The organism is Microvirga sp. VF16 (genome assembly GCF_016864375.1).
In the GTDB taxonomy this organism is placed as follows: Bacteria; Pseudomonadota; Alphaproteobacteria; order Rhizobiales; family Beijerinckiaceae; genus Microvirga.
This window is the reverse complement of record NZ_CP069354.1, coordinates 2,850,635-2,877,500: the sequence shown is the minus strand read 5'-3', so window position 1 is coordinate 2,877,500 and position 26,866 is coordinate 2,850,635. Positions and strand designations below refer to the sequence as shown.

Genomic DNA, 26,866 nt, shown 5'->3' with positions numbered 1-26,866 from the left:
TCCGCGTCCGGTCTATTATGGATCGCGCTTCTATCCCAGACCCGTCTATTACGGGCCTCGTTATTATGGCGGCTATCGCGGCTATTACGGCCCACGCTACTATGGCCCCCGGGTCGCGTATCGCCGATACTACTGAAGCCCGCACCACGGGTGAATGCGGCAGCTGCTACCTGTTATCAGCCCCGGGTGGGGGCAATCATGCCGTCTGCGTGTCGTGCAGACGATGATGCGGGTGTCCGCAGGTCGAGGAGCGGGACAAGGGGCGGACACAGCGGAGGCGACCAATCTGAATGAGCCACCCCTCCCCGCATTGGTCGCCGCGCTCGCCGATCCTGCGTCGCAAGCCCGCTGATCCCTGAGCTAAACCGGCCGACTCGCGGCACTCCCAGTGCATAGGATCGATGCCGCTGACGGATGCCTGTCTGGTGAGCAAACAGGACCTGCAACAACGGCTCAAACTGTCAAGAGAATGTCCCCATCGATCAAGCATACGTCGCCGCCCGACCTAACATGATGCCAAAAGGAAAGGGATCTTCCCTGGCCTTAATGAACGAGGGCGGAGCCGCCTCGAATCCATGTGGCGTCTCCATGCCTCGAACAGGAGGACGCGCCCATGACACGCTCCAGTAAGGACGACGATCTGTTTCCGGCATCGTCAGAACCGATCAGCCTCCCCTCAGGCATCGACCGCCGGGCGTTTCTCATGCGCAACGCCGCCATCGGCGCGGCAGCCGTGATGACTGGCACGACCTGGGCGCCCCAGGCCCGCGCACAGCAGGCTGCGACGGAGGCTGCCGCACAACAGGCCGCGAAGGCCGCTGCGGGAGGTGATGCCGGTCTCAAGATGAGTTCGGCCCTATCGCCAGATCTCGACGTCGTCAAGGCGTCGAAAGGACCGGTCATGACGGTGGCGGACGAGTTCTACAAGGTCGGTCCCGGCCCCTCGAGCTCCCACACCATCGGGCCGATGCGCATCACTTATGATTTCTACCAGCGCTGTGCAAATCTCCCCGCGGACCAGTTGTCCCAGGCCACTGGCCTCAAGGTTCATCTCTTCGGCAGCCTGAGCGCCACAGGCAAGGGCCACGGCACCGAGCGTGCATCCTTGGCCGGTCTGGTCGGCAAGGAGCCGGCGACCGTCGATCCGCGCTTTCTCGACGAGATGATCGCCAAGCCGGATCAGACCTATCCGGTGAAGCTGGGGAACAAGACGTTCAACCTGTCTCTGGCCGATATCGTCTACGATGCGACGAAGGGCGATTTCCCGCATCCGAACACCATGACGGCCCGCCTCATGGCCGGCGACAAGGTCCTTTATGAGCAAGAGTACTACTCGGTTGGCGGCGGCTTCATCGAATGGAAAGGCTATGAGCCGCCCAAGAAGGGACAGCCGAAATACCCCTATGCGACGATGAAGGAACTGCGCGAGCATGCGGAGAAGAACAACCTTTCCGTTGCCGATGTGGTGATGGCGAACGAGATCGCCGTATCGGGCAAGAACGAAGAGCAGATCAACGCCTTCCTGGACAAGATCGCCAAGGCGATGATCGCCACAGTGAAGACCGGCCTGTCCTACAAGGACGATGTCCTTCCTGGACCGATCAAGCTCCAATCCAAGGCGGCGACCGTCTTCGAGCGCGCTCAGGACGACACCTATATGAGCGACCGGGCGATCGGGCTCGTCTCCGCCTTTGCCCTGGCTGCCTCCGAGGAGAATGCCCGCGGCCACCTGGTCATCACCGCGCCAACCGGAGGCTCCGCCGGCGTGATGCCCGCCATCGTCTATGCCCTGACCCAGAGCCCTCGGGCGGTGCCGATGGACAAGATCCGGCAGGGACTACTGGCAGGCTTGGCTGTCGGCTACCTGTGCAAGCACAATGCGACCCTTGCTGCGGCTGAAGGCGGATGCCAGGCCGAGATCGGCGTCGCCTCCGCGATGGCTGCCGCGCTGATCACGCAGGTCCTGAACCAGCCGCCGCGCGTGATCGAAAACGCGGCGGAATCAGCGCTCGAGCATCACCTCGGCATGACCTGCGATCCCGTCGCGGGCTATGTGCAGGTTCCCTGCATCGAGCGTTGCGCCTTCGGTGCGGTGAAGGCCTGGGCGGCAGCCATGATCGCCACCAACGAGATCGCGAGTAGGCATCGGGTGGATCTCGACACCACGATCAAGACGCTTGCCGATACCGCTAAGGACATGAACCCGAAATACAAGGAAACGAGCGAAGCCGGGCTCGCCCAGAACCTGACTCTCTGCTGATCTGCCGGACGGTCGCGCCTGCGCGGCCGTCGTCGCCCCGATGAGATCCCACGAGCATCGTGGGAGGAGGCCGCCATGCCCGATGAAGCTACCGCTGCTCAACGTCCAGCAGAAACATCCAAGCAACACCCGGCACAGCAGAAGTCCAAACCCGACGGGTCGGGAGGCTCTCCGTTTTCGGCAGCCGCGGACACGGTGAACGAGTGGGAAGGCTTCACGCCGGGCCGCTGGCAGAACGCCGTCGATGTCCGCGATTTCATTCAGCGCAACGTCGCGCCCTATGACGGGGACGAGTCATTTCTGGCCGGCCCCAGCGAACGGACGAAAGCCGTCTGGGCCAAGCTCCAACCCTACTTCAAGGAGGAGATCCGAAAGGGCGTTCTGGACGTCGACACCAAGACACCTTCCTCCATGACCTCCCACGCGGCCGGCTATATCGACCGTGACAACGAGCTGATCGTCGGGCTGCAGACCGATGCGCCGTTCCGCCGGGCCATCATGCCCTATGGCGGCTTGCGCATGGTCGAAGCCGGGCTGAAGGCGGCCGGCTTCGAGCCGGATCCCATCGTGCACGACGTCTTCACCAAGTACCGGAAGACCCACAATGACGGAGTCTTCGATGCCTATACGCCGGAGATCATGGCCTGCCGGCGCAGCCACATCATCACGGGCCTCCCCGATGCCTATGGCCGCGGCCGGATCATCGGCGATTATCGCCGGGTGGCCTTGTATGGGACCGACAAGCTGCTGGCGGCCAAGCAAGCCGACCGTGCACTGCTCGATGCCAAATGGCCGACCGATGACGTGATCCGCGAGCGCGAGGAAATTTCCGAACAGATGCGTGCACTGGCCGATCTGGCGGAGATGGGCAAGACATACGGCTTGGACATCACGCGTCCGGCAGCTGACGCGCGAGAAGCCGTGCAATGGACTTATTTCGGCTATCTCGGCGCCATCAAGGAGGCCAACGGCGCGGCCATGTCCATCGGCCGCATCTCGTCCTTCCTCGACATCTATATCGAGCGCGATCTGAAGAGCGGTGCGCTCGATGAAGCTGGCGCCCAGGAGCTCATCGATCAGCTCGTCCAGAAGCTGCGCATCGTGCGCTTCCTACGCACGCCCGATTACGACGCTCTGTTCTCCGGCGATCCCTATTGGGCGACCGAATGCGTCGGCGGCATGGATCTCAACGGGCGTCCCCTGGTCACCCGCACCAGTTTCCGGATGCTGCATACGCTGACCAATCTTGGCCCGGCACCGGAACCCAACATGACGGTGCTCTGGTCGAAGCAGCTCCCCGAGCCCTTCAAGCGCTATTGCATCAAGATTTCGGCCGAGACCTCGTCCATCCAGTACGAGAACGATGATCTGATGCGACCCTATTGGGGTGACGATTACGGCATCGCCTGCTGCGTTTCGGCCATGCGCATCGGCAGCCAGATGCAGTTCTTCGGAGCAAGGGTCAACCTCGGCAAGTGCCTGCTCTACGCCATCAACGGCGGGCGGGACGAGGTGAGCGGCGACCAGGTCGGACCGGCGGCATCACCCGTCTCCGGTGACGTTCTCGAATACGACGACGTCATGGCGAAGTTCGATGTCATGATGGAATGGCTCGCACGAACTTATGTCCATGCCATGAACTGCATCCACTACATGCATGACAAGTACTATTACGAACGCCTGGAGATGGCGCTCCACGATCAGCAGATCCTGCGCACGATGGCCTTCGGCATCGCGGGGCTGTCGGTGGTGGCTGACTCGCTGTCGGCAATCAAGTATGCCCAGGTAAAACCTGTCCGCCAGGATGATGGGCTGATCGTCGATTACGAGATCACCGGCGACTTCCCGAAATACGGCAACAACGACGACCGTGTCGACACCATTGCCGCCGATCTCGTCTCCACCTTCATGCGCAAGATCAGGAAGCATCCGACCTACCGGAATGCCGTCCATACGCAGTCGGTACTGACCATCACGAGCAATGTGGTCTACGGTAAGAATACGGGCAACACGCCGGACGGACGCAAGGCCGGCGAGCCGTTCGCTCCCGGCGCCAATCCGATGCACGGCCGCGACAGTCATGGATGGCTGGCTTCGTGCCTGTCGGTCGCAAAGCTGCCCTATGCGGATGCACAGGACGGCATCAGCTACACCGTCTCCGTCACACCGAGCCTCAATCGCCTCGATCAGGGAGAGAAGATCAAGCAGGCGGTGAAGGTGCTCGACACCTATTGCGGCCAGGGCGGGTTCCACATGAACCTCAATGTCCTCAACCGCGACACCCTGCTCGACGCCATGGAGCACCCGGACAAGTATCCGCAACTGACGATCCGGGTCTCGGGCTATGCGGTCAATTTCGTGCGCTTGACCCGCGAACAACAGATGGACGTCATCAGCCGGACTTTCCATGGAGATGGTTGAAGTCATGGCCACCGAGCCCTGGGCCCACAGCCGGTACGACTTGCAGCAGGCGCGCTCCCCGGACGCGCCTGAGACAGCCGAATTCAATGATCCCCGGGGCGATTTCGGGTGGATCCATTCCTATGAGACCGGGTCCACCCTTGACGGGCCCGGCATCCGGGTGGTCGTGTTCATGAGCGGCTGCCTGCTGCGCTGCCTTTATTGCCATAACCCGGACACCTGGCATCTCAAGGACGGCACGCGCGTCCCATTCGAGCGTGCCAGAACCGCGCTTCAGGCCTACGCCGCACCGCTGCGCGCCATGGATGGCGGGCTGACGATATCGGGCGGAGAGCCACTGGTTCAGATGCACTTCACCAAACGGCTCTTCGCCGCCGCCAAGGGAATGGGCCTCCATACGGCTCTGGATACATCCGGCTTTCTCGGCGCACGGGCCGATGACGAGTATCTGCGACAGGTCGATCTCGTGCTGCTCGACATCAAGTCATGGGATCCTGAGACTTACCGGCGCGCCGTCGGACAGGACATCAAGCCGACCCTCCAATTCGCGGAGCGACTCGCAGCGCTCGGCAAGCCTGTATGGGTGCGCTTCGTGCTGGTTCCAGGGCTGACCGACGATCCGGCCAATGTCGACGGCATCGCCCGTTTCGTCGCACCGATGCACAACGTCGAGTGGGTCGAAGTCCTCCCGTTCCATCAGATGGGAGCATTCAAGTGGAAGGCGATGGGGCTCGACTACCAGCTTTCCGACACTCCGTCTCCCTCCCCTGAGCTGGTGGCGCGGGTGATCGGTCAGTTTCATGAGGCCGGTTGTCGCGCAAGATGAGGAAAATCAATGCTCGATATCGTTCGTACGTTGCTTGAAGCCTCTCCCTTGCTGGCGCTGTTTCTCGCCATCGCCACCGGTTATGCTCTTGGGCAGATCTCGATTGCCGGCGTCTCCTTCGGCGCAGGAGCCGTGTTGTTCACCGGCTTGATCATCGGTGCCATTGCACCGAAGGCGGCGCCGCCCGGATTGGTCGGAACGCTCGGCCTCGTAATGTTCGTCTATGGTGTGGGTATCCAATACGGACCGCAGTTTTTTGCGAGCCTGCGCGGTCCCGGTGTCAAATATATCGCACTTGCGGCCGTTGCCGTGATCGCCTCGCTCCTCGTTGCCATGTCGCTTGCTTCTCCTCTTGGGATCTCGATGGCGACGGCGGCCGGATTGTTCGCCGGCTCCGGCACGAGCACGCCGACCCTGCAGGCGGCATTGGCGGCGGCGGGCAACCAGGATCCGGCAATCGGCTACTCAGTGTCTTATCCCTTCGGTGTCATCGGTCCAATCGTCCTGATGACCATCATGACCGCCTTGGTCAAACCCACGTTCAAGACACCTTCGCAGAACGTACGGGTCGCAGAACTGACCCTCGAGTCGAAGTGCGAGAACCAGACCGTCGAAGATGTTTCCGCAGTCTTGCCATCCGACATCAAGATCATCGCGGTGCGCCAGCACCATGTGAACGCGCCGCCCCTTGCAGGGACGAGATTACATGAAGGCGATGGACTGCTTCTGGTCGGCAGCCCGGCGAGCATCGAGCAGGCAAAGGCAGCCATGGGGCACGAGGACCCGGGGCGTATAAGCCGTGATCGCGCCAATTACGATGTCGTGCGTGTCTATGTTTCGAAAGCGGCCTTCGTCGGTAAGAACATGCGCGAAATCGCGCTTCCCGATTTTCCCGTCGTCATTTCGCATATCCGCCGGGGCGACGTCGACATTATGGCGTCATCCGATCTGACAATCGAGTTCGGCGATCTGCTCGTGGCTGCGGTGCCATCGGATCGGAAAACTGAAGTCCAGCGGCACTTCGGGGACAGCATCAAGGGCAATGCCGAGCTGTCCTTCGTTTCGATCGGCGTTGGGATCGCTCTTGGCCTTCTCCTCGGCATGATTCCCGTGCCTTTACCGGGAGGTGGCACCTTCAGCCTCGGCGTTGCTGGCGGGCCGCTCGTCATGGCGCTCGTTCTGGGCTGGCTCGGTCGCACCGGCCCCTTGGGCTGGAGAATACCGGTAGTCGCCAACCTGGTTCTGCGGAACCTCGGCCTGTCGGTGTTCATCGGCTCGGTCGCCATTGGCGCTGGAAGCCCCTTCGTCCAGACCGTGGCGACCAATGGGATTCAGATCCTTCTTGGCGGCGCTGCCGTTCTGTTCACGCTGGTGCTGATCGTGTTGGCAGGGGGATACCTGTTGCGCATTCCCTTCGACGACCTGCTCGGCGTCTGTGCAGGCTCGACCGGCAATCCCGCCATCGTGGTTGCGGCCGGACGTCTGGCTCCGACCGAAAGAACCGACATCGGCTATGCAATCTGCTTCCCGAGCATGACCATCGTCAAAATCATCGCCGTTCAGGTTCTGCTGAGTTGAAGAGCGCTCGGCGCCCGGCGGCATGATGCTTCTCGGCAACACGTCAGAGGATTAGGGCGAAGCCGGATAAGCGCCTTCTGAGACTCGCTTGACGGCCATTCGCCTGTCTGCACAATCTTTCATCAGCACGGCTAGGCTTTGTCTTGGAGCTTGTACCATGGCGTCAGTTCGAACTCTGTTGCTTGGAGGCGCGGCGATTATCAGCGGTGGCGCACAGGCCGCCGACCTGCCGGCCAAAACCGCAGCTCCCGTCGAGTATGTCCGGATCTGCTCTACCCATGGCGCAGGCTTCTTCTACGTCCCCGGCACCGAGACCTGCCTCCGTGTCAGCGGCCGCGTTCGCGCCGAGTATCTGTATGTCGAACCGGTTGATCGCTCGCAGGACACGATCGGGTTCCGAGGGCGAGGCCGTATCAACCTCGACGCGCGGACTGCCACCGCCTATGGCATGCTGCGCACCTATATCCGCATGGAGATGACCCGGAACACCGGTGCTTACGGCTTCAGTTCCACGACGCCTGAGATTTCTCAGGCCTTCGTCCAGTTCGGCGGCCTGACCGCAGGTCGCGCGGTTTCGTTCTTCACGAGCCCGGACTTGCCGACCCCGAACTTCGGCGACCTGCGCTTCGACGATCCGGCCAATGCCGAAGTGAACCTGTTCGCTTACACCTTCTCGTTCGGCAATGGCTTCTCCGCGACTTTATCGTTCGAGGACGGCACGGAGCGCCAGGTCAACAACGAGCTCGACTTCCCGCTGTTCGGGGTCGCCAGCCCGTTCCCGGTCTTTGCTCCGATCGCCTCCACCTATGCGGGCGAGCGCATGCCGGATGTCGTCGCCAACATGCGCTACAAAGGCACCTGGGGCGAAGTGCAGTTGTCCGGCGCCCTGCACCAGATCCGCGACGTGGCGGCCGGCCTCACGACGGTGGACGGTGTGACCGTCCCGGTCATCAACCCCATTACCGGCCTGCCCAATCCGACCCACGCGGACACGGATTACGGTTTCGCCCTGGCCGCCCTTGGCTATGCCAACGTGCCCGCCCTCGGGGTCGGCGATACCGTATGGATGATGGCAACCTATACGGACGGAGCGATCGGCTATCTCAACGCCGGCCAGGCTGGCCCGATCAGCAATGGGTTCATAGGCGCCGGTTCGCTCGCCATGCCCTTCACGGACGCCTTCGTCGATCCGTTTACGGGCGACTTCAAGACCAACAAGGCCTATGCCATTGCCGGCGGTCTCAATCACAATTGGACGCCAACCATCCAGACGAACGTCTTCGGGTCCTGGATGCGCTTCGATGCGCCGGGAGTTGCGCAATACGTGGTGCCTACGACCATCGCGACGATCGCTGCCGGAACGGCAGGGACAACCACGGGCCTCGTCGACTTCGACGAGTATCGTGTCGGCGCCAACGTGATCTGGACACCGGTGAAGGATCTCCTCATCGGCGTCGAGGCACTTTACATCAGGGTCGATCCGCGCGAGCGCGTGGCCGTTCCACTGACAACGGCTTCCGGCGATCCGACGGGAACATTCCGATCAACCGGATCGGAAGATACGTGGGAAGGCCGTCTGCGCGTCCAGCGCGACTTCTGAATGTTTGATGTGAGCGAACAGATTGTGAGATCGTGCGGACAAGTGACTCCGCTTGTCCGCAAAATGCTTTAGCGACGTCCTCCTCGTCCGCCCCCGAAGCCTCCGCCGCGCCCGCCTCCCCCGAATCCGCCTCGCGGACCCATGCTCCGTGACGGCCCAAAGGATGCCGAACGGGAGAACTGCGCCGGCGGCCGGGAAAACTGGCGGCTCGCCATCTGACGCTGATTGCCGACATGACGGGCCTGGACGTCACGCATGACGTTCGACGGCAGCTGCTGGCGGGCTGCGGGACGCTGTGCGGCAGGCCGCTGCGCCTGAGCCGGACGCTCCCGTGTCGCTTGCCGCTGCTGTGGTGCCGGCCGTTGCTGAGCGGCTGGGCGATCCTGCGTCGCGCGGCGCTGCTGAACTGCCTCGCGTTGCTGCTGTGAGACCTGACGCTGTTGCGTTGCTGGACGCTGCTGGGGCGTTTGGCGCTGCTGCGTCCGCTCGCGGATCGCATCGCGGTCGGCAGCGTCCCGCCGGACCTGCTCACCACCGCTCAGGCGCTGACCGAGTGCCGCGCCCGCCGCACCGGCGGCTCCGGCTCCGGCGAGACCTCTGAGCGCCTCTCCGCCGCCCCGCTCCTGGAACCGCTCGCGCGCTTCCGGCGAAAGGCCTTCGCGCCCCTCGCCACGCTGGAGCAGGTCTCCGCGTTCCGGCCGCGCCACATCCTGCCAGCCGCCATCGAAGCGCTGCCAGCCATCGCCGGTGTTGCGATAGACATTGCCGTCGCGACCGGCATAGAGGTCGCCACGCCGGCCCTCGCGGACGAAGCCTTGGCCGTTGGACGTGTTCCAGCGCAGCGACGAGCCGCCGGCCACGTTGTCGCGCGCCGTCACCCGCGCCCATTCGGATCCGCGCTTCACGCCGGCCGATTTCCACGCGCCGTAGACATTGCGACCGCCCGCGACAAACCCGCCCCCGTCCGTGCGTGGATTGTACGCACCGACAAATCCAGCCGAGCCGCGCGGCCCCCAGGCTGCTCCGGCTCGAGCATAAGTATCCGTGCGCGGGTTCCATGCCCGTGCGCCTGCAATCCCCCGATAAGGACCATAGGCATAACCATAGCGGCCATACATGCCTCGGACCGGATTGTAGTAGGCCCCGAGGCCCCAGGTGACGGGTCGGGGATAATAAATCGGGTAACCGTAACCCGCCCAATTGTACCAATACGGCGGATAGGGCCAGCCAGTTCCGTAAACATAGGTGCCCCAAGCCGGGAAGCCGTAGAGGTAGCCCATGGTGTAGCTGTACCAGACCGCATCGGGCTCGGTATCGTACACGCGCACATAGGTGGCATTGTAGACAGGGGAGGATGGCGGGATCTGGTAGATCGCTTCCGGTACTTCACGGGCAATCTGCCACGGGCCGTTCGGATTGTCGGCCACGAACCACACGCCATCCTGCAGCAGGAAGTAGCGCTCTCCGACCTTGATCACGGTCTCGGTCGTGTTCGTCGCATAGGCAAGATCGGTTGTTTCGATCGGCGCGAACTGAGCGTCTCCGGCATAGGCAATCGTTGGCGTGATCGAGCCGGTCTCGACCCGTGCCGTCGTGGGAATGCTGGCCTTCAGCCGCGCCTCCTCGCTCTCCGAGGTTCCCGGCACGGATGAGCGCACGGCATAATAGGGCGCGTCTTCCGGGATATTGCGAAAATCCGCCGGCAGGTCAGGGGTGGCAAACGTCCACGGCCCCTCCAGTGTCGTCGCGCGGAACCAGCGGCCGGACAGGAGCACGTACCACTGCTTCCCTGTCCTGTCGAAAAACACGTCGGACTCGCTGTTCGACGCCCATTGGAGCGCCGTCCCGGGAACATCCTGGAGAGCGGGCTCACCCTCGAACAGGATCAGCTCGGCTGGCTTGTCCGTGGTGATCACCTTCGGCATGGCACCGCCGGTGTAGGCCTCGGGCGGCATGGCGCCGCGAGCATCCGCCCAGTTGCCGTCGTCCGGCAGGTCCTTCAGCAGTGCGGGCAGTTCGGACACCGATGTCCACGGACCTGTCATGGCGCTCGCGCTCAGCCAATGTGTGTCGTCGCGCAGATAGAGGGCGCCACCGTCATCGATGCGGAAGAGATCCCAGTTCGTATTGACCACGAAGGAGAGCCCTGTTTTGCCCTTGACCGGCGCATAGGCAGTCTCACCATCGGTCTGCAGCAGGATCGCCGGAGATTTCGACACGAAGATCGGCGGCGGGTCGGCCTTAAGCCCCTGCACGTCGGTCATGCGCTTCTGTTCGGCGAGACTTGCCGTTATACGTGTCTCCGATACCGTGATCGGGCCTGTCGGCAGAATCTTGCCGGTCTCGACCGCAAGCGCCGTCAGTTCGTCGCGGTCGAGACCCGAGAAGTTCAACTCGGTAACGGTGATGTCAGTGATCACGACCTCACCGGCATCCTCGTCATAGGACGTCTTGCCCTTCAGTCCGATCACGCCGAACACCGGGTTGGCCTCGGGTGTTCTCAGGAATTGAGCCGCCACCAGTGCCTCAATGGACTTGAAGTCGTTCCATTCGGTGAACTGCGGCTGGTAGAGGATCATACGCCCCTTGCCGGTCTCGTACGACCGCGGCCAATCCTCGGATTCCTTGTTCTCCTGGAGGTAACGACCGCTGACGAAGCCGCTTCGTCCATCCACGGTGATGGCGCACCAGCTTCCCGCATCCTCGCAATCGCCGATATCGACGGCAGTGCCGGCCGGAAGGGTGCGAAGGGAGGAAAACTGCGTTCCCGGGCCTGAGCGGAAGTTGACGCTGGTCGTGGTGACGCCTGGAGCTGCAAGTCCCGGCACCGTGGTGACGATTGGGACGAGCGCGAGCGCGATGATCATTCTCATCGGTAATCAGTCCTCCCGGTATCGGCCGGCTTCCGCGAAATCACCGAAGGGATGACCCTTCGCGACCGGCAGCCTTCAATAATTGCAGACCTGTTGTCGCCGAATGACGACCCGTCCATTCGCATTGACGACACGGCGACGGACCCAATAGCAGTCCTCGGCGGCCGCCACGTCGTACGGATAAGCGCCGTAGTACGGGTAATTGTAGCCATATCCGTAATATGGGTAGCTCAAAGCGCCAAGCGTCAGTCCTGCGGCCAGTAATCCGCCGTAATACGGATAGCCGCGATAGTAGTTGCCATAATAGTTGCGATAATACGGGTAGCGGCCGTAGTTGCCCCGGTAGTAGGGCCGATAGGCACCTCCGACGCGGCCGTAATACGGGGCTCGGGCGCCAAAGCCGGGCCTCCCGATGGCGGCCATGCGAAAATCCCCTCGACCGGGCCGAGGAGCCGCAATTGCTCCGGTACGGAAACCACCGCCTCCGATCGCGACTCGGGAACCACCCATACCTCCTCGAGGAATGAACATTCGTTGGCCTCCGCCGAAGTTGCCACCTCTGAAGGCGCCACTGCCACGGAAACCTCCACCTCCGCCGAAACCGCCGCCGCCGATACGGGCGCCACCGCCGCCACCGCGGCCGCCGAACCGCTGAGCGTAAGCGTCACCCGGAATGAGAAGAGCGCTCACTGCGAGAGCGCAGATAGCCAAGAGAGTCCTGTTCACCGCCATCCTCCCTTTCGCCAGTTCGTGCACCCAAGGCATGAGCCCGGGAGTACAAGGAAGACATATTGTGATCACTTCCCGTGATCATGCTTGATCGTTTGGGACAAGCACTTGGCATTTTTGACGAACGGAATGGCGCGAGCCCGGTGTCTGGTGGCGGAACGTTGTTGGGACCAAGTGCGTTGCGCGATTGAGGAGTATGCTTGGCGCTTTGACGGCCTGCGGCGCCGAGCTCCTCATCGCAGGAGGACATGATGCACTCCCTTCATCCGCAAGCCCGCACCACTCCAGCCGTCCGCCAGGAGATTGCCCGCTCATCCGAGCCGACGGGCGTGCTGGCCCAGCGCTTCAGTGTGAGCACCGAGACGGTCCGCAAATGGCGCAAGCGCGGCCCCAAAGACTGTCAGGACCACAGCAGCCGGCCGCACAAGCTGCCCTGGAGGGCCACCGAGGAGGAACGCGCCATCGTCTGCGCCCTGAGGCAGGCCACCGGCTTTCCGCTCGACGATCTGACCTTCGTGGTCACGCATTTCCTGCCGCATCTCAACCGTGATGCGGTCTACCGCATCCTCAAGGCTGAAGGCTTAGGCCGCCTGCCACCGGCGCAGCAGCGCCAGCGCCGGAGCGGCACCTTCAAGGACTACGATCTCGGCTTCGTGCACATGGACATCAAACACCTGCCCAAGCTGAGAACCGCCAATGGCGAGAGCCGCAAACGCTTCCTCTATGTCGCCATCGACCGCTGCTCGCGCTGGGTGCACCTGGCCGTCAAAGACGACGAGCTGGCCATAAGCGCGATTGCCTTCCTCAAAGAAGCGATCCGCGCGTTTCCCTTCAAGGTCACCCACGTGCTCACCGACCGTGGCTCGTGCTTTACCGCTGATGGCTTCGAGGACGCCTGCCACCAGTTGAAGGTGGAGCATCGCAGGACCAAGCCCTACACGCCGCAAACCAACGGTCTCGCCGAGCGCTTCAATGGACGGGTGCAGCGTGAAGTGCTCGGCATCACGATCTACAGCCATGGGGATCTGGAGACGCTGCTCAAGGGCTTCAACCAAGCCTACAACAGAAGACGCCAGCGCGTGCTCAAGGGGCGATCACCGGACGAGGTCGTGCGAAGCCGCTTGGTCGCTGAGCCGAAGCTGGCCAATCGGCGCGCGAAGCCACCCGATCCACACGCTTTGCCTCAAGCCCTCCAGGTCGTCGCTCACGCCAAGGAGGTCTCGCATCCAGACACCCGGCATGGCAAATAAGTGGGACCGGGGTGTTGTGGGCGGGCCTCCCGGACCAGACGCAGCGGAGGCTGGCACTTGACCGTCGGGGCGGGTTGGCATGCCCCGAGCAGGGCTTCAGCTTGTTCGCGGATCAACGCAAACATCAACAGCGATCTTTCTCCCAAGCTCAGGTGCGGCAGCCCTGGCTGGGATAAGGAAAGTCGCTTCAATGAAGCCTTCTACGCCTCTTTCCTGTTCACGAGCCAGCGCTCAGTGGATGTGGCCAGCAGTGTGGTCAGGACCACGATGGCGGCGCCAATGCCGAGGGACAGGGACGGGATCTCGCCAAAGTAGAGCCAGCCTGCGAAGCCTGAAAAGAGGATCGACAGATAGCCGATCGGTGCAAGGAGGCGCGCCTCCTGCTTCTGATAGGCCTGCAGCCAGCAATATTGGCCGAGCTGCGCCAAGGCGCCGATGAGGATGATGTTCGGTGCCGCACTCCACGGGATCGGCACCCAGACGAATGCAGCCGGGATCGATGTCAGGATCATCAGACCGACCGTATAGAAGAGCATCAGGATGACAGTATTTTCGCCGGCAAGCCGCCTTGTCTGAACGACGGCGAGGGAGCCGAAGAAGACCGATCCGAAAGCTGCGAGAAGCCCCATGTTCCACGGAATCGCATCCGGCTGCACCATGATGATGACGCCGAGAAAGCCGAGTGCCGTGAAAACATAGCGCGTCCGGCTCACGCTCTCTCCCAGCATGATCGCCGCCATCACCAGCAGCATGAGCGGCCGGGTGAATCCGATGGCGGTGACCAGCGCCAGAGGCAAAGCAGCAAAGGCCGCGAAATTGAGGGTCAGCGCGGCGGAGTTGAAGGCGACGCGGGCGAGATGGCCGCGAATGTTCGACAGGTCAGTCAACTTCCGACGATGGCGCCACACCAGCGGCGCCACCGAAATGAATCCGATGAGCGAGCGCAGGAAGACAAGCTGGATCGCCGGATAGGTCTCGCCTTCGGCCTTGACGATGGCCTGCATGGTCGTGACCAGCGCCATGTCGAGCAAAAGCCATCCTGCGCTGATCCACAGAGGAACAGGAGGCGCGCTCGACCTGCTTTCCGGCTCGGGTTCCATGTCCTCTGTCAGACAGGCTGAACGAGATTCGCTAGAAGGCGGAAGGCACCGGGCACGAGTTTGTCCAACTGATGATGCAGCACGAGCGCCACATGCGTGTGCCGCCCTCGACCGATGCGGGCCGAAATCAGCGAACCTTTCAGCGGATTCTCGCCCGGATCGTTGAGCGACAAAAGCTCTTCATATGCAGGGTCGTAATCGGCCGCGAAATAGAGTCCCCTCTCCTTGTCCCAGCCCTGCCAGTCACTCGACTCAATCTTGTTCGGAGAGGTCAGCAGAGGACTATCCGGCTCCAGAACCGTCACTGGAGCGGATGGATCGGTGACGCGCCACCGCAGCGACGGCGAGCCGATAGCGAGGCGGCGAGGCGGCGTTCGATCCGGATCCCAGCCATCCGTCGGGCGATGGTAGAGCGTCACCAGATGGCCGCTCTCCTCTACGAACCGATGCAATCGGCCGGTCGCAGCCTGGAGGTCGCGCCTCAAGCCGAATGCGAAGATGCCGACGACGATGGTGGTGAATTCGGAGAGGGAACCTGCCTTAAGATCCGCCTCTGTCAGATCTGTCACATCGAGCCCGAGATGGCGCATATGTGTTCCGACATTGTCGCTGCCGCCGCCGACATATCCGATGCGCGCGCCTTTTGGCAGAGCTACGTCAAGGGCCAGAACTTTCAGCTCAGCCGGTGCAATGAACGCGGTCGGCCGGATGTGCGGATAGGCGATGGTCCGAATGGTGCTAGCCGGCCTGCCGTCGAGGATCGGGGTAAGGGTTGAAACGCCGGGATTTATCTCGCGCGGCGGGTCGATCATCCAATCGTTGTCCTGACGCCGGATGGTCCAGCCCTGCGGCATCTGCCAGTTGGTCGGCTCCGCCCCCAATGTCTGGACCCGGATGCCGGATGCCGGTGCATCGGTCCTCACGATCACGACGGCTGGATCGAGCGACAGGGACTGTTGCGGGCCGATCGTCAGAGGCACCTCGGGATCCAGATCGATCGTGGCTGTGCGGCCATGGATCTCGCCCAAAATGCGAAGGCCGGCCGGGCCATTGCCACCCATGGGATCGAAGGTCGCCGGGTACTGTCCTGTGTAAGAGGCCGTTTCAGGAATCGTGATCGCATAGCGGACACGTCCAGATTCGCGGGAAACCTCCGTCGCCTCGATCCCGTCGGGAAGCCGCGGCACGACCTTGAGGTTCGCAAGGCTGGGCGCATCGACGGCGACATCCAGCTCGACCCGTGCTCCCGGATGCCCAACCCCGTAGAGGACCGCTCTTGCAGTGTTAGCATTCGCTTCGAAGATCGCCGCATCGATCTCGCGAAGCTTGCGGTCGAGACGATGCCCCAGCAGATCCCTGGCTGAGCGATCCATGCCCGTCTGTGCTTCCTCGATTAACCGTGCCGCATGACCGAGTGTCTCGCTGATCGCTCTGCGATCAGGAAACGCCGCGATAGCAGCATCGATGTGCTCCTGAGCGTACCGCAGAGCAGCGCTCGCAGCTTCCGCTAGGCCCAGCGTGCCGGCGAGATCGCGAAGGTTTGCAGGCAGGTGATCACGGACGTCGCGCTCGTGGTCCGGCGAAGCACCAGCCTGGAGTTTCAGATGAAGGCTCCATTGATCGGTCGGATTGTCGCGCCATACGCCCATGCCCTGCGAAGCGTGCGCTGCGCGCGACCACTCGCCGAGCTGCTTATATGCCAGGCCGGTCACCGGATCTCCGCCGATAACCTGAATGCTGAGCGTTGCGGGCGGCGGAGGCAACTCGTCATCGTAGGCATAGCCAGCGCCCGACCATGCCGGCAGATAGAACTTCGAAACCTGCCACGACGTGAGGCCGCGTTCCGCATGTTCTGGAAAGGCCGCAGGATCGGCCGCCAAAGCCAACGCGGTTTCGGCGGCACGGGTCATCGCACGGTGATGGCCGTGCTGTCCCGGCACGTCTAGGAAGGTGGGAATCACGATGTCGGGCCGATATTGGCGATAGGCCTGCACGAGCCGCTCAATCATCCGCTGCTCGCCCCACCGCCGAAGGGTGGCGTCGCCGTTTTTGGAGAATCCGAAATCGTGAACCGGATCGTCCGGTCCATGGCCGAGCCAGGCCACATCGGCATCGATGCGGCGAGCGGCTTCCTCCATCTCGGCGGTTCTTAAAGCCCCGAGCGCGCCACCTCGCTCCGGCCCGAGCGCATTCTGACCGCCCTCACCCCGCGTCGAACACGCAACCACGATCCGCATGCCATAGGCAAAGCGCATGGCTGCCAGTATGCCGTTCATCTCATCGTCCGGGTGCGCTCCCGTGTTCATCACGGTCAGCACGGACGGGAGCCGGCTCAAGGCACGGTGCAGGCGGACCAGGGCCGGCTGATGAACGGCGCGGGCAAGACGGCTATGGTCATCCAGCAAGGGAGATCTCCTCGTTTGGTTGGTCACGTCGGGTCGCATGGGCGGTATCGAGACGCGGGGTCATCGCTTCCAGGAGCGGCAGCGCGGCAGCGCCGAGCGCTGCCGTGAGACGGCCGGTGCGCCCATGGATCAGGCGGGCGTCGCTCCGGTTCCTGCGCCGCGCGACCGATAGGGGAAGCGGCTGCATGGCTTGCACGAGATCCTCCAGCAGACCCAGCGGAAGAACGCCGCCAAGGACGATGGCCTCCGGATCGAAAAGGTTCTCGAGCATCGCGACCTGGGGTGCCAGATAGCCTGCAGCTTCCTCGATCCACGCCAGGACGACGGGATGCTTCTCCCGATGCAGGCGTTCCAGATCCGCGTATTCGATCTCGTGGATGCCAGCCTTTGCCAATTGCTGCGCGAGGGAATGGAACGAGGCATAGGCTTCGAGACAGCCATGCTGTCCGCACGAGCAAAGGCGTCCGCCTTTTTCGACCAGCACATGCCCGATCTCGCCCGCATTGCCGTTCGCCCCGCGAAACGGCCGGCCGTCGATCATGATGCCTAGACCCAGCCCTTGCCCGAAATAAATCAGGCAGAAATTCTTCAGGTCCTTGGTTGCGCCGTGCAGGCGCTCGCCGACGGCAGCGGCTGTGGCATCGTTCTCCAACGTGATGGGGACATCCAGCATGTCGCCGATGCTGGCGACCGCGTCGAAGTCCAGCCACCCGGACAATGTCGTCGGCCCGACCGACGTCATGCCCTCGACGTTGAATGGACCGGGCATCACGACTCCGACGCCGAGGAGTTGCGGGACAGGCGACTTCAATTGCGCCTGCGCGGCTTCGACCTCGGCCTTGATGACGGGAAGCACCGTTTCGGGATCGTTGCGCGGAATCGAGACGCTCCGCTGGGCGCGGACACGACCGCCGATATCGACCAGAAGCGTGGAGATATGGTCGGCAGCAATCTCGATTCCGGCGGTCATTCCGCCATTCGGATTGACAGCGAACTGGATCGGCGGCAGGCCACGACCCGCCCTGAGACGCCCCGTTCTGATCAGCAGTCCATCCGCGACGAGATCCTCGACGATGTTCGAGACGGCCTGGGTACTTAAGTGCGCATGGCGCGAAATTTCCATCCGCCCGACCGGCCCGAGCTGACGCACCACATCCAGCACAACACGCCGGTTGTGGGAGCGGTTCCGCTCCGGATTGCTTCCGATCGTCGATGGCGTCCCGGCTTTGGCTTTTCTCGGCATCTCCACCACTCCGTGCACAGGACGATGAACCGGAGCAATGAATAACTCAAGTGAATTATCTTATTGACAGTCTCATGACTCTAAGGGAGCCTTGGCCCCGGAACGGCCCTTTCGAAGGCCGCACCAGAGAAATGTCGGCGCCCCGCGCCAGAAGAATGGAGAGGGATATGCGTTTTCGTCACATGCTTGCGAGCGTCGCCCTAGGCGTCGTCACCTTGGCCACCTCCGGCGCGAAGGCCGTCGAGATCGAATACTGGCAGTATGTCTTTGACACACGCGTCAAGGCGATGACCCAGCTGATCGCGAAGTTCCAGGAGGCCAATCCGGACATCAAGGTCAAGCAGACCACCTTCCCCTATGCCGACTATCAGACGAAGGTCGCTGCTGCGATTCTCGCCGGTCAGGGACCGGATGTCGTGCAGCTCTTCTATGGCTGGACCGACAATTTCATCGCCGGCAAGATGATCCGTCCTCTGCGTGCTGAGGCTTTCCCGGCGGCGAATATCGAACGCGATTTCTTCCCGATCGTGAGCGCCATGAAGCGCGGCAACGACTATTACGGCCTGCCGACCGCTGTGCGGTCTCTCGCGCTCTTCTACAACAAGAAGGCCTTCAAGGACGCCGGCCTCGATCCCAACAATCCGCCGAAGACGCTTGAGGAGCTTGTCGCTGCCGCTGAAAAAACCACCAAGCGCGACGGCAGCGGCAACATCACCTCCGCCGGCATGACGCTCGACATGGGCGGGCAGGATCACCAATGGTGGCGCGAAGTCCTGATCCGCCAGTTCGGCGGCGTTCCCTACACGGAGAACGACACGAAGGTCGCCTATAACGACGAGGCGGGCCTGAAGGCCCTCACCTTCTACACGGACCTCCAGAAGAAACATAAGGTTGGTCAGACCGGCTTCATGGATGAAGGCCAGGCGGCCTTCCGCGCAGGCCTTGCCGCCATGACCATCGACGGCACGTTCCGCCTCGGCTCCTTCGGCACGATCAAGAGCTTCGAATGGGGCGTGACCGAACTTCCCGCCAACGCCCAGGGCGTGCGCAGCAACTATGCGAGCTATTTCGCTAACGCCATCACCACGAAGGCGGAGGGCGAGAAGCTTGCGGCTGCCGAGAAGTTCCTGACCTATGTCTCCTCGCCGGAAGCCATGAAGATCTGGATGGAGGTCGTGGGCGAATTGCCGGCACGGCGCGCTGCAGCTCTCACGCCCGAGAATGCCGCTCACCCGATCTACGGTCCGTTCCTCAAGGGGCTGGAATATGCCCACACGACCCTGTTCAAGGATGAGGCTGCCCAGCGTCAGGTCGCCATCGACATGGCGAACCGTGTCCTGATCGGCGGCGAGGACCCGAAGACCTCGCTGGCCAAGGCGGCCGAAGCCGAACAGGCGATTCTCGACCGCGCCAAGCGCTGAGCCATAGCCCGCGAGGATCGAACCAATGTCCGTTGTCGCACATCGAGAGGCCGCCTCCGGCGGCCTCTGGTCGAGGATGAGCCTCGGCCAGAAACAGGTGATATGGGCGTGGGGCTTCCTCGCGATTCCGCTGATCTTCTATGTGGTGATCCGCTTCTGGCCCACCTTCCAGGCCTTCTACCTGTCGGTCACCGACTGGACCATCACGAAGCCCGCCTCCTTCGTTGGTCTGGAGAACTACACGAGGCTGTTTGCGGATCCCCTCTTCTGGCAGGTGTTCCGCAACACCTTCCTGTACCTGATCCTCGGCACGCCGATCAGCCTACTGATCTCGTTCGTCGTGGCCTATTATCTCGACCGGGTGCGGTTCATGCACTCGTTCATTCGCGCACTGTACTTCCTGCCGTTTCTGACGACGGCAGCCGCGATGGCATGGGTGTGGCGCTGGTTCTACCAGCCCGTGCCCATCGGCGTGATCAATGACATCCTCGCTGGCTTCGGCATTCCGCAGCAGCCGTTCCTGCGCTCGACCACTCAGGCGCTGCCGGCCGTTCTCGCTCCGGCCGTGTGGGCGGGCCTCGGCTTCCAGATCATCATCTTCCTCGCCGGATTGCGCGCCATTCCGGTGACCTATTACGAAGCCGCGCGGATCGACGGCCTGTCGGAAGGTGCGATCCTGCGCAAGATCACCATTCCGCTGCTCAAGCCAACCCTCGTCTTCCTGGTCGTCTTCTCGTCGATCGGCTTCCTGCGCATCTTCGATCAGGTCTACAACATCAACACGAACGATCCCGGCGGTCCGTTGAATTCGACCAAGCCGCTCGTGCTGATGATCTATCAGACGGCCTTCAGCTCCTACGAGATGGGATATGCGGCCGCCCAGACCGTGGTGCTGTTCCTGATCCTGCTCGCGATCTCCCTCGTCCAACTGCGCCTCATGAGAGACCGCTGATGAAAGACGCTACCTCTTCTCAGGCTCTACCCATGGCGCGGATCCGGCCCGGCAGGATCATCGCCTGGACACTCCTGTTCATCGGCGGCGGCGTCATGGTGACGCCCCTCCTCTTCATGCTGTCGACATCTCTTAAAGATGCTTCGCAGGTCTACGATTTGCGCGTCATTCCGGCGGTGCCGACCCTCGACAACTATATCGAGATCCTGGGCGACGGCCGCTTCACGCGCTGGTTCATTAATTCGATGATCGTGGCGGTGATCGTCACCCTCTCGAACGTCTTCTTCGACAGCCTCGTCGGCTATACGCTGGCAAAGTTCAAGTTTCGCGGCCGGTACATCGTTTTCATCGCCATCCTGTCCACGCTGATGATCCCGACCGAGATGCTGGTGCTGCCCTGGTATCTCATGGCGAGCCAGTTCGGATGGCTCGACAGCTACTGGGGCATCATGTTCCCGGGCATGATGACGGCTTTCGGCACCTTCCTGATGAAGCAGTTCTTCGAGGGCGTGCCGGACGACTTCCTGGAGGCGGCGCGGATCGACGGCCTGAACGAGTTCACCATCTGGTGGAAGATCGCCATGCCGCTCGTGACCCCTGCCTTGTCGGCGCTGGCAATCTTCACGTTTCTCGGCAATTGGACGGCCTTCTTCTGGCCGCTCATCGTGACGACGAGCGCAGAGCTCTACACGTTGCCGGTTGGGCTCTCCAGCTTCGCGGTCGAGCAGTCCATCCAGTGGGAAAAGATCATGACAGGCGCGAGTATCGCCACCCTTCCCACCCTCCTCATCTTTCTGTTCCTCCAACGCTACATCGTCCGAGGCGTAATGCTGGCCGGACTTAAAGGCTGAAGCCGATGAATGCAGGCCCCTTCAACGACACATCCAAATTCCCGGATCCGGTCTACAAGGAGACCGTGCTGCGCCCACTGTTCGACGGCGCCAAGAATCATCACGTCGAGGGCTTCCGCCTCATCGACAGGGCGCATCTCGTCATGCTCCACGAGACCGGGATCCTGACCATCGAGCAGGCTCGTCCCATCGCTCAGGCATTAGAGGCCATCGACCGCGAGGTCGATGTCAGCACCCTGACCTATACCGGTGAGGTCGAGGACTTCTTCTTCCTCATCGAAAAGCAGCTTCGCACCCGCCTCGGACCGGACCTCGCCGGACGCCTGCATACCGCGCGCTCGCGCAACGACATTGACCACACCCTGTTCAAGCTCGGTCTTAAAGATCGGATCGATCCGTTGCTGGAGCGTCTGGTGCGTCTGGTCGAGACCCTTGCCTCCGTGGCGGAACGCGAAAGCAAGACGCTGATCGTCGCCTATACGCATGGCCAGCCGGCACAGCCGACCGTTCTGGGTCATTATCTCTCCGCCGTTCTCGAGACCCTGCTGCGTGACATCGCCCGCCTGGAGGCGGCGCGCGACATCGTCGACCGGAGCCCGATGGGGGCCGCCGCCATCACCACGAGCGGCTTTCCCATCGATCGCGAGCTGATGGCGCATCTGCTCGGCTTCAGTCGGCCGTTGCAGAATTCCTATGGCTGCATCGCATCCATCGACTACATCACGTCGACCTATTCGGCCATCGAGCTGATCTTCCTGCATCTCGGCCGCTTCATCCAGGATCTACAGTTCTGGACGAGCTTCGAGGTCGGGCAGATCTATGTTCCCAATGCCTTCGTGCAGATCTCCTCGATCATGCCGCAGAAGCGCAATCCCGTTCCGATCGAGCATATGCGCCACCTCGCCTCGCAGACTGTCGGCCGAGCGCAGGCGATGCTCACGATCATGCACAACACGCCCTTCACCGACATGAACGACAGCGAAGGCGAGAGCCAGGGCTTCGGCTATGGCGCCTTCGAGAGCGGCGGCCGTGTCCTCGATCTGCTAGCATCGCTGGTGCCATCGCTGCGGGTCGATGCCGACAGGGTCCGTCAGAACATCCGTCGCAGCTGCATCACCGTGACGGAACTCGCCGACAGCCTCGTGCGCCTGGAGGGATTGTCGTTCCGCGAAGCGCACGAGATCGCAGCAGAGGTCGCGCGCGCCATCGTTGCGATCGGCGGCAACATCGCCAGCGATGGGTTCGAGGCGTTTAAGGAGGCCTTCAACCGCTGTACGGGTCGCGGCACGAGCATCGCCCCCGCCCAGTTCGCCGAGATCGTCTCAGCCGAAAACTTCGTTGCCGTCCGCGACCGGTTCGGCGGACCAGCGCCAAAGGCACTGTCCCAGGCAATTACCGGTTACAGTCAGGAAATCGCGGGCTTCCGCACCCGGATGCAGAACGCGAAGAGCCGCACCGAGGCATCCGCCCAGGATCTTCAATCCCGTTTCAACGCACTGCTCGGAGACCGCTAATGGCGACCATCGAAATCGATCGCCTCGTCAAGAGATATGGGCAGACGGCGGTCGTCCATGGGATCGACCTCGCGATCCAGGACGGCGAGTTCGTCGTTCTGGTCGGCCCCTCGGGATGCGGCAAGTCCACGACGCTTAGGATGATCGCCGGTCTCGAGGAGATCAGCGGCGGCGAGATCAGGATCGACGGACGCGTCGTTAACGACCTCCAGCCCAAGGACCGGAACATCGCCATGGTGTTCCAGAACTACGCCATCTATCCGCACATGAGCGTGGCCGAGAACATCGCCTTCGGTCTCTACCGCTCGAAGCTCTCGAAAAGCGAGAAGCGCGCGCGAGTGGAACAGGTTGCACAGACCCTCGGTCTGTCGCATCTCCTGGAGCGCCGTCCCTCGGCCCTGTCGGGCGGCCAGCGTCAGCGCGTCGCCATCGGACGCGCAATGGTCCGAGATCCCGCGGCGTTCCTGTTCGACGAGCCTCTTTCCAATCTCGATGCTCAACTGCGCACCCAGATGCGCATCGAGATCAAGCGGCTGCACCATCGGCTCGGCACCACATCCGTGTTCGTGACTCACGATCAGGTCGAAGCCATGACCATGGCCGACCGGATCGTCGTGATGCGCGACGGCCGAATCCTGCAGGTCGGCTCGCCGCTGGAGCTCTACGAGAAGCCTGTCGACGTCTTCACCGCGCGTTTCATCGGCAGCCCGACAATGAATCTGCTTCCCGCTTTATTGAAGGAGAAACAGGCCAATCTGTCGATCGGCGGTTCCGTCAAAGTTCCATCCTTGTCGCCATCGACCGCCGAGATCCTGGTCGGCATTCGTCCGCAGGACCTCGTACCGGCATCTTTTGGAACGCCGGGCCTGGCCGTGTCGGGTGCCGTGGTCGTCGTGGAAACGCTTGGCTCCGAGACCCTCGTACACATCGAAAGCGGCAACCAGACCATCATCGGCTCGGCGCCCGGACGGCAGATTCCGAAAATCGGCGAGCAGCTGACCCTGCACGCCCCACCTGAGAGGCTCTATTACTTCGACAAGGCGACAGAGAAGGCATTGTCTGCCCAATGATCGGGACGACTCATGAGCGGAACAAGGTTCTGTGCCTTGGTCGGATCTATTGCGACATTATCTTCACAGGTCTGCGCGACATGCCGGCACTTGGTCGCGAGCGCTTTGCTGAGGACGTAACGATCGTCGCAGGCGGTGGCGCCTATATTACCGCGGCGCATCTTGCATCTCTTAGCCGTCCTTCAGCGCTGCTCACACGCCTTGGAACCGATCCTCTCTCACAGAGTCTCAACCCGGAGCTTGAAGGCAGCGGGATTGATCTTGCTTTCGTCGAGCGGTTCCACGATGCCGGGCCTCAGCCAACCGTTGCTCTGGTGAAGGATGGCGAACGGGCCTTCGTGTCCCGCCGCGCCGGCACGTCCCGTCCGGCCTCGCTCGAGAAGGCCCTCTCGGCACCTGAGATCGCGCATCTGCACATCGCGGAATTTGCCACTCTCAAGGACAATCCCGATGTAATCGCGATGGCGAAGGATAGGGGTCTGACGGTCTCGCTCGATCCGAGCTGGGACGATCAACTGATCCGTCAGGATGCCGGCTTCTTTGAGGCGTGTGCAGGAATTGACGTCTTCCTCCCGAATGTCGAAGAGGGAGAGGCGCTGACCGGCGAAACATCGGTCAAGGCCATCCTGCGCGTTCTGCAGCAGCATTTTCCCCTAGTGGTGCTGAAGCGCGGCGAGTATGGCGCTATGGCATCCCACGCGTCGACCTGCGTTTCGGCAGAAGCACTCCCCGTCAAAGTGGTTGATACCACCGGTGCGGGCGACGCCTTCAATGCAGGCTTCCTACATTCCTGGCTCGGAACCTTCGATCTCAGGAAGAGTCTGGCGGCCGGCATCAAGGCAGGCGCCCTCTCCGTTCAGTCAGCGGGCGGAGTCCCACCACGACAGTTGTAAGAAGAGCCCCTCGGACACGGCTCTTGATTCGCCTACATTGAGGTAATCGAAAGCACTGATCTTGCGCAGGGAGCCTGCCACTCAGGCTCCTTATCATCCACCCTTCACGGCGCCGGCTGTAAGGCCCGCCACGATCTGCCGCTGTGCAATGATGGTCAGAATGAGGACCGGCAAGGTGACGATCAGTGCCGCAGCGGCCAAAGGCCCCCAGCTTAGCTGCTCGAAAGAGAGCATGTTGTAGACTGCGACCGGCAGGGTTCTGGTTTCCCGGCCTGCCAGCACCACGCCGAAGACGAAGTTGTTCCAGGAGAAAATCACCGCGAGGATGAAAGCGACTGTGATGCCTGGCTTCGCAATCGGCAGTGCAATGTGGCGAAAAACATCCCACCGGTTGGCCCCATCGATGACAGCAGCCTCTTCGAGCTCGAGAGGAGTTGTCTCGAAATAGCCGATCATGATCCAGATGACGATCGGGACCGTGATCACGAGGTGAGCGATGATCTGCGGCACGAGCGTGCCCATCAGACCCAGCCACTGAAAGAGCAGAAAGAGCGGAATCAGATAGGACAGTCCAGGGGTCATGCGCGCGATGAGAACGACCACGGCCGCCTTGGTCGCCTTCATGCGAGCGATCCCGTAGCCGGCTGGAACGCCGATGAGGAGGGCGAGCCCGGTCGCGGCACCGGTCACGATCAGGCTGTTGATGAAGAAGAGGCCGAAGCGGTTCGTTTCGAACACGCCCGTATAATTCTTCCAGGCAAATCTTTCAGGGATCAGGATCGGCGGATAGGCGGCATTGTCGACCTCGAACTTCAGCGAGAGCGAAATCATCCAAAGGAAGAACAGCACGGCCGGCGAGACCAGCACGAGGCCGACGAACAGCATGCCGAGCGAATTAGCGGCTTTCCGGAGGTTCATGCACCACCCTGAAGATCGGTCCACTTCGTGCGCTGGCGAAGATGGAGCATGAGAAGGGACAGGACGATGACGATGGCAAAGAACACGACCGCGATCGCCGATCCGTAGCCCACGTCGTAATAGGCGAAGGCGACGCTGTAGAGATAGAGATTGATCGTTTCCGATGCGGTGCCCGGACCGCCCTGGGTGATGGCGTAGATGATATCGAAGCTCTTCAGGGCATCGATGGTTCTGATGATCACAGCAACCATCAGGAACGGTGCGATCATCGGCAGCGTGATGTAGCGAAACCGCTGCAGGATGGTTGCTCCGTCGATGGCGGCGCTTTCGTAAGGCTCCGTCGGAATGGCCGCGAGTCCACCCAGGACGATCAGCATGACAAGCGGCGTCCACTGCCATGTTTCGACCAGAACCAGCGACGGGATCACCGTCGAGGGATTGAAGACCCAGGCCTGCGGGCCGATACCGACCAGAGACAGGAGATAGTTCAGCACCCCCAGTTGTGGATGGAACATCATTGTCCAAACCAGGGCGATCGCGACGGGCGTGGCCATCATCGGCATGACGAACACGCCGCGCAGGATGCCTCGGAACGGCAGGCGAGAATTGAAGATGAGGGCCGCCAGAGTACCGAAGATCAGCGGCAGGATCACGGCCAGGAACGTGTAGACGAGCGTATGGCCGACGGAGGTCAGGAAGCGCTCATCCGACACAAGACGCATGTAGTTGGACAAGCCGGTGAAGCGCCGGGCTCCACCGACCGTCCATTCCTGCAGGCTCATCCATATCGTAAAGGCCCACGGGAAAACGATCACCGATCCCACCACGGCCACGGCGGGAACGACGAAGGGCCAGTAGATGCTTTTCGGGCGAGCGTCCGTAGCGGACGCTGCCTTTGTCAGCGGGGCGACCTGGTGTTCAGCGATGGTGGCCATGGACATGCTCCACCATGCTGATCTTCT

Annotated in this window: 20 protein-coding genes (1 of these 20 only partly in view); 13 read left to right on the top strand and 7 right to left on the bottom strand. The window is 62.2% G+C overall.

The features are described from left to right. The 6 genes from JO965_RS49185 to JO965_RS13395 form a co-directional block, all read left to right on the top strand. Window positions 1-136, top strand: partial view of a hypothetical protein gene (locus tag JO965_RS49185; protein WP_203439402.1) — the final stretch only. 299 nt of this gene lie to the left of the window's left edge; only the last 136 of its 435 coding nucleotides appear in the window; its start codon lies off the left edge, out of view; the stop codon is at window positions 134-136. Window positions 137-613: 477 nt separating this feature from the next. Continuing rightward, window positions 614-2,260, top strand: a complete 1,647-nt coding sequence (locus JO965_RS13415; protein ID WP_203439401.1) for an L-serine ammonia-lyase — start codon at window positions 614-616, stop codon at window positions 2,258-2,260. Between the two features lie 75 nt (window positions 2,261-2,335). Further along, window positions 2,336-4,681, top strand: a complete 2,346-nt coding sequence (gene pflB, locus JO965_RS13410) for a formate C-acetyltransferase (RefSeq protein ID WP_246776547.1) — start codon at window positions 2,336-2,338, stop codon at window positions 4,679-4,681. A 4-nt stretch (window positions 4,682-4,685) separates the two neighbouring features. Further along, on the top strand, window positions 4,686-5,507 hold the full coding sequence (pflA, locus tag JO965_RS13405) for a pyruvate formate-lyase-activating protein (protein WP_203439400.1): 822 nt from the start codon (window positions 4,686-4,688) through the stop codon (window positions 5,505-5,507). A 9-nt stretch (window positions 5,508-5,516) separates the two neighbouring features. Next, complete coding sequence (locus JO965_RS13400) at window positions 5,517-7,085, top strand: aspartate:alanine exchanger family transporter (protein WP_203439399.1); 1,569 nt, start codon at window positions 5,517-5,519, stop codon at window positions 7,083-7,085. A gap of 157 nt (window positions 7,086-7,242) precedes the next feature. Continuing rightward, window positions 7,243-8,685, top strand: coding sequence for a porin (locus tag JO965_RS13395; RefSeq protein WP_203439398.1), 1,443 nt, complete (start codon window positions 7,243-7,245; stop codon window positions 8,683-8,685). Between the two features lie 68 nt (window positions 8,686-8,753). Here the strand turns inward: JO965_RS13395 and JO965_RS13390 are convergent, their stop codons facing one another. Further along, the gene (locus JO965_RS13390; RefSeq protein ID WP_203439397.1) at window positions 8,754-11,558 is read right to left on the bottom strand and encodes an SH3 domain-containing protein; all 2,805 of its coding nucleotides are present in this window, start codon (window positions 11,556-11,558) and stop codon (window positions 8,754-8,756) included. A gap of 75 nt (window positions 11,559-11,633) precedes the next feature. Further along, window positions 11,634-12,284: a hypothetical protein gene (locus JO965_RS13385; protein ID WP_203439396.1), complete on the bottom strand. Its 651-nt coding sequence runs from the start codon at window positions 12,282-12,284 to the stop codon at window positions 11,634-11,636. Window positions 12,285-12,538: 254 nt separating this feature from the next. Between JO965_RS13385 and JO965_RS13380 the strand changes: the two genes are divergently transcribed. Then, complete coding sequence (locus JO965_RS13380; protein ID WP_203444177.1) at window positions 12,539-13,537, top strand: IS481 family transposase; 999 nt, start codon at window positions 12,539-12,541, stop codon at window positions 13,535-13,537. A gap of 200 nt (window positions 13,538-13,737) precedes the next feature. Here JO965_RS13380 and JO965_RS13375 read toward each other — a convergent pair whose 3' ends face one another. From JO965_RS13375 to JO965_RS13365, 3 genes are all read right to left on the bottom strand, one after another. After that, complete coding sequence (locus JO965_RS13375; protein WP_246776546.1) at window positions 13,738-14,559, bottom strand: DMT family transporter; 822 nt, start codon at window positions 14,557-14,559, stop codon at window positions 13,738-13,740. An 86-nt stretch (window positions 14,560-14,645) separates the two neighbouring features. Further along, window positions 14,646-17,042, bottom strand: coding sequence for a PIG-L family deacetylase (locus JO965_RS13370; RefSeq protein WP_203439394.1), 2,397 nt, complete (start codon window positions 17,040-17,042; stop codon window positions 14,646-14,648). Beyond that, window positions 17,032-18,285 carry an ROK family transcriptional regulator gene (locus JO965_RS13365; RefSeq protein ID WP_203439393.1) on the bottom strand — a complete coding sequence of 418 codons (1,254 nt, stop codon included), beginning with the start codon at window positions 18,283-18,285 and terminating at the stop codon, window positions 17,032-17,034. Before JO965_RS13365 ends, JO965_RS13370 begins: the two co-directional genes overlap by 11 nt. Before the next feature lie 167 nt (window positions 18,286-18,452). On the opposite strand from JO965_RS13365, the gene JO965_RS13360 reads away from it, so the two are divergent. Genes JO965_RS13360 through JO965_RS13335 form a run of 6 tightly spaced genes read left to right on the top strand, consistent with a single transcriptional unit; the run spans window position 18,453 to window position 24,986 of the window. Beyond that, window positions 18,453-19,706: an extracellular solute-binding protein gene (locus JO965_RS13360; RefSeq protein WP_203439392.1), complete on the top strand. Its 1,254-nt coding sequence runs from the start codon at window positions 18,453-18,455 to the stop codon at window positions 19,704-19,706. Between the two features lie 25 nt (window positions 19,707-19,731). Next, window positions 19,732-20,658, top strand: coding sequence for a carbohydrate ABC transporter permease (locus JO965_RS13355; RefSeq protein ID WP_203439391.1), 927 nt, complete (start codon window positions 19,732-19,734; stop codon window positions 20,656-20,658). Beyond that, on the top strand, window positions 20,658-21,509 hold the full coding sequence (locus tag JO965_RS13350) for a carbohydrate ABC transporter permease (RefSeq protein ID WP_203439390.1): 852 nt from the start codon (window positions 20,658-20,660) through the stop codon (window positions 21,507-21,509). Before JO965_RS13355 ends, JO965_RS13350 begins: the two co-directional genes overlap by 1 nt. A 5-nt stretch (window positions 21,510-21,514) precedes the next feature. After that, window positions 21,515-23,023: an argininosuccinate lyase gene (gene argH, locus JO965_RS13345; protein ID WP_203439389.1), complete on the top strand. Its 1,509-nt coding sequence runs from the start codon at window positions 21,515-21,517 to the stop codon at window positions 23,021-23,023. Further along, window positions 23,023-24,093, top strand: a complete 1,071-nt coding sequence (locus JO965_RS13340) for an ABC transporter ATP-binding protein (protein ID WP_203439388.1) — start codon at window positions 23,023-23,025, stop codon at window positions 24,091-24,093. Before argH ends, JO965_RS13340 begins: the two co-directional genes overlap by 1 nt. Then, window positions 24,090-24,986, top strand: coding sequence for a carbohydrate kinase family protein (locus tag JO965_RS13335; protein ID WP_203439387.1), 897 nt, complete (start codon window positions 24,090-24,092; stop codon window positions 24,984-24,986). Before JO965_RS13340 ends, JO965_RS13335 begins: the two co-directional genes overlap by 4 nt. Window positions 24,987-25,079: 93 nt before the next feature. Here JO965_RS13335 and JO965_RS13330 read toward each other — a convergent pair whose 3' ends face one another. Then, complete coding sequence (locus JO965_RS13330) at window positions 25,080-25,904, bottom strand: carbohydrate ABC transporter permease (protein WP_203439386.1); 825 nt, start codon at window positions 25,902-25,904, stop codon at window positions 25,080-25,082. Further along, window positions 25,901-26,845, bottom strand: a complete 945-nt coding sequence (locus JO965_RS13325) for a carbohydrate ABC transporter permease (protein WP_371826786.1) — start codon at window positions 26,843-26,845, stop codon at window positions 25,901-25,903. The genes JO965_RS13330 and JO965_RS13325 overlap by 4 nt, the downstream gene beginning before the upstream one ends. Window positions 26,846-26,866 lie beyond the last annotated feature (21 nt).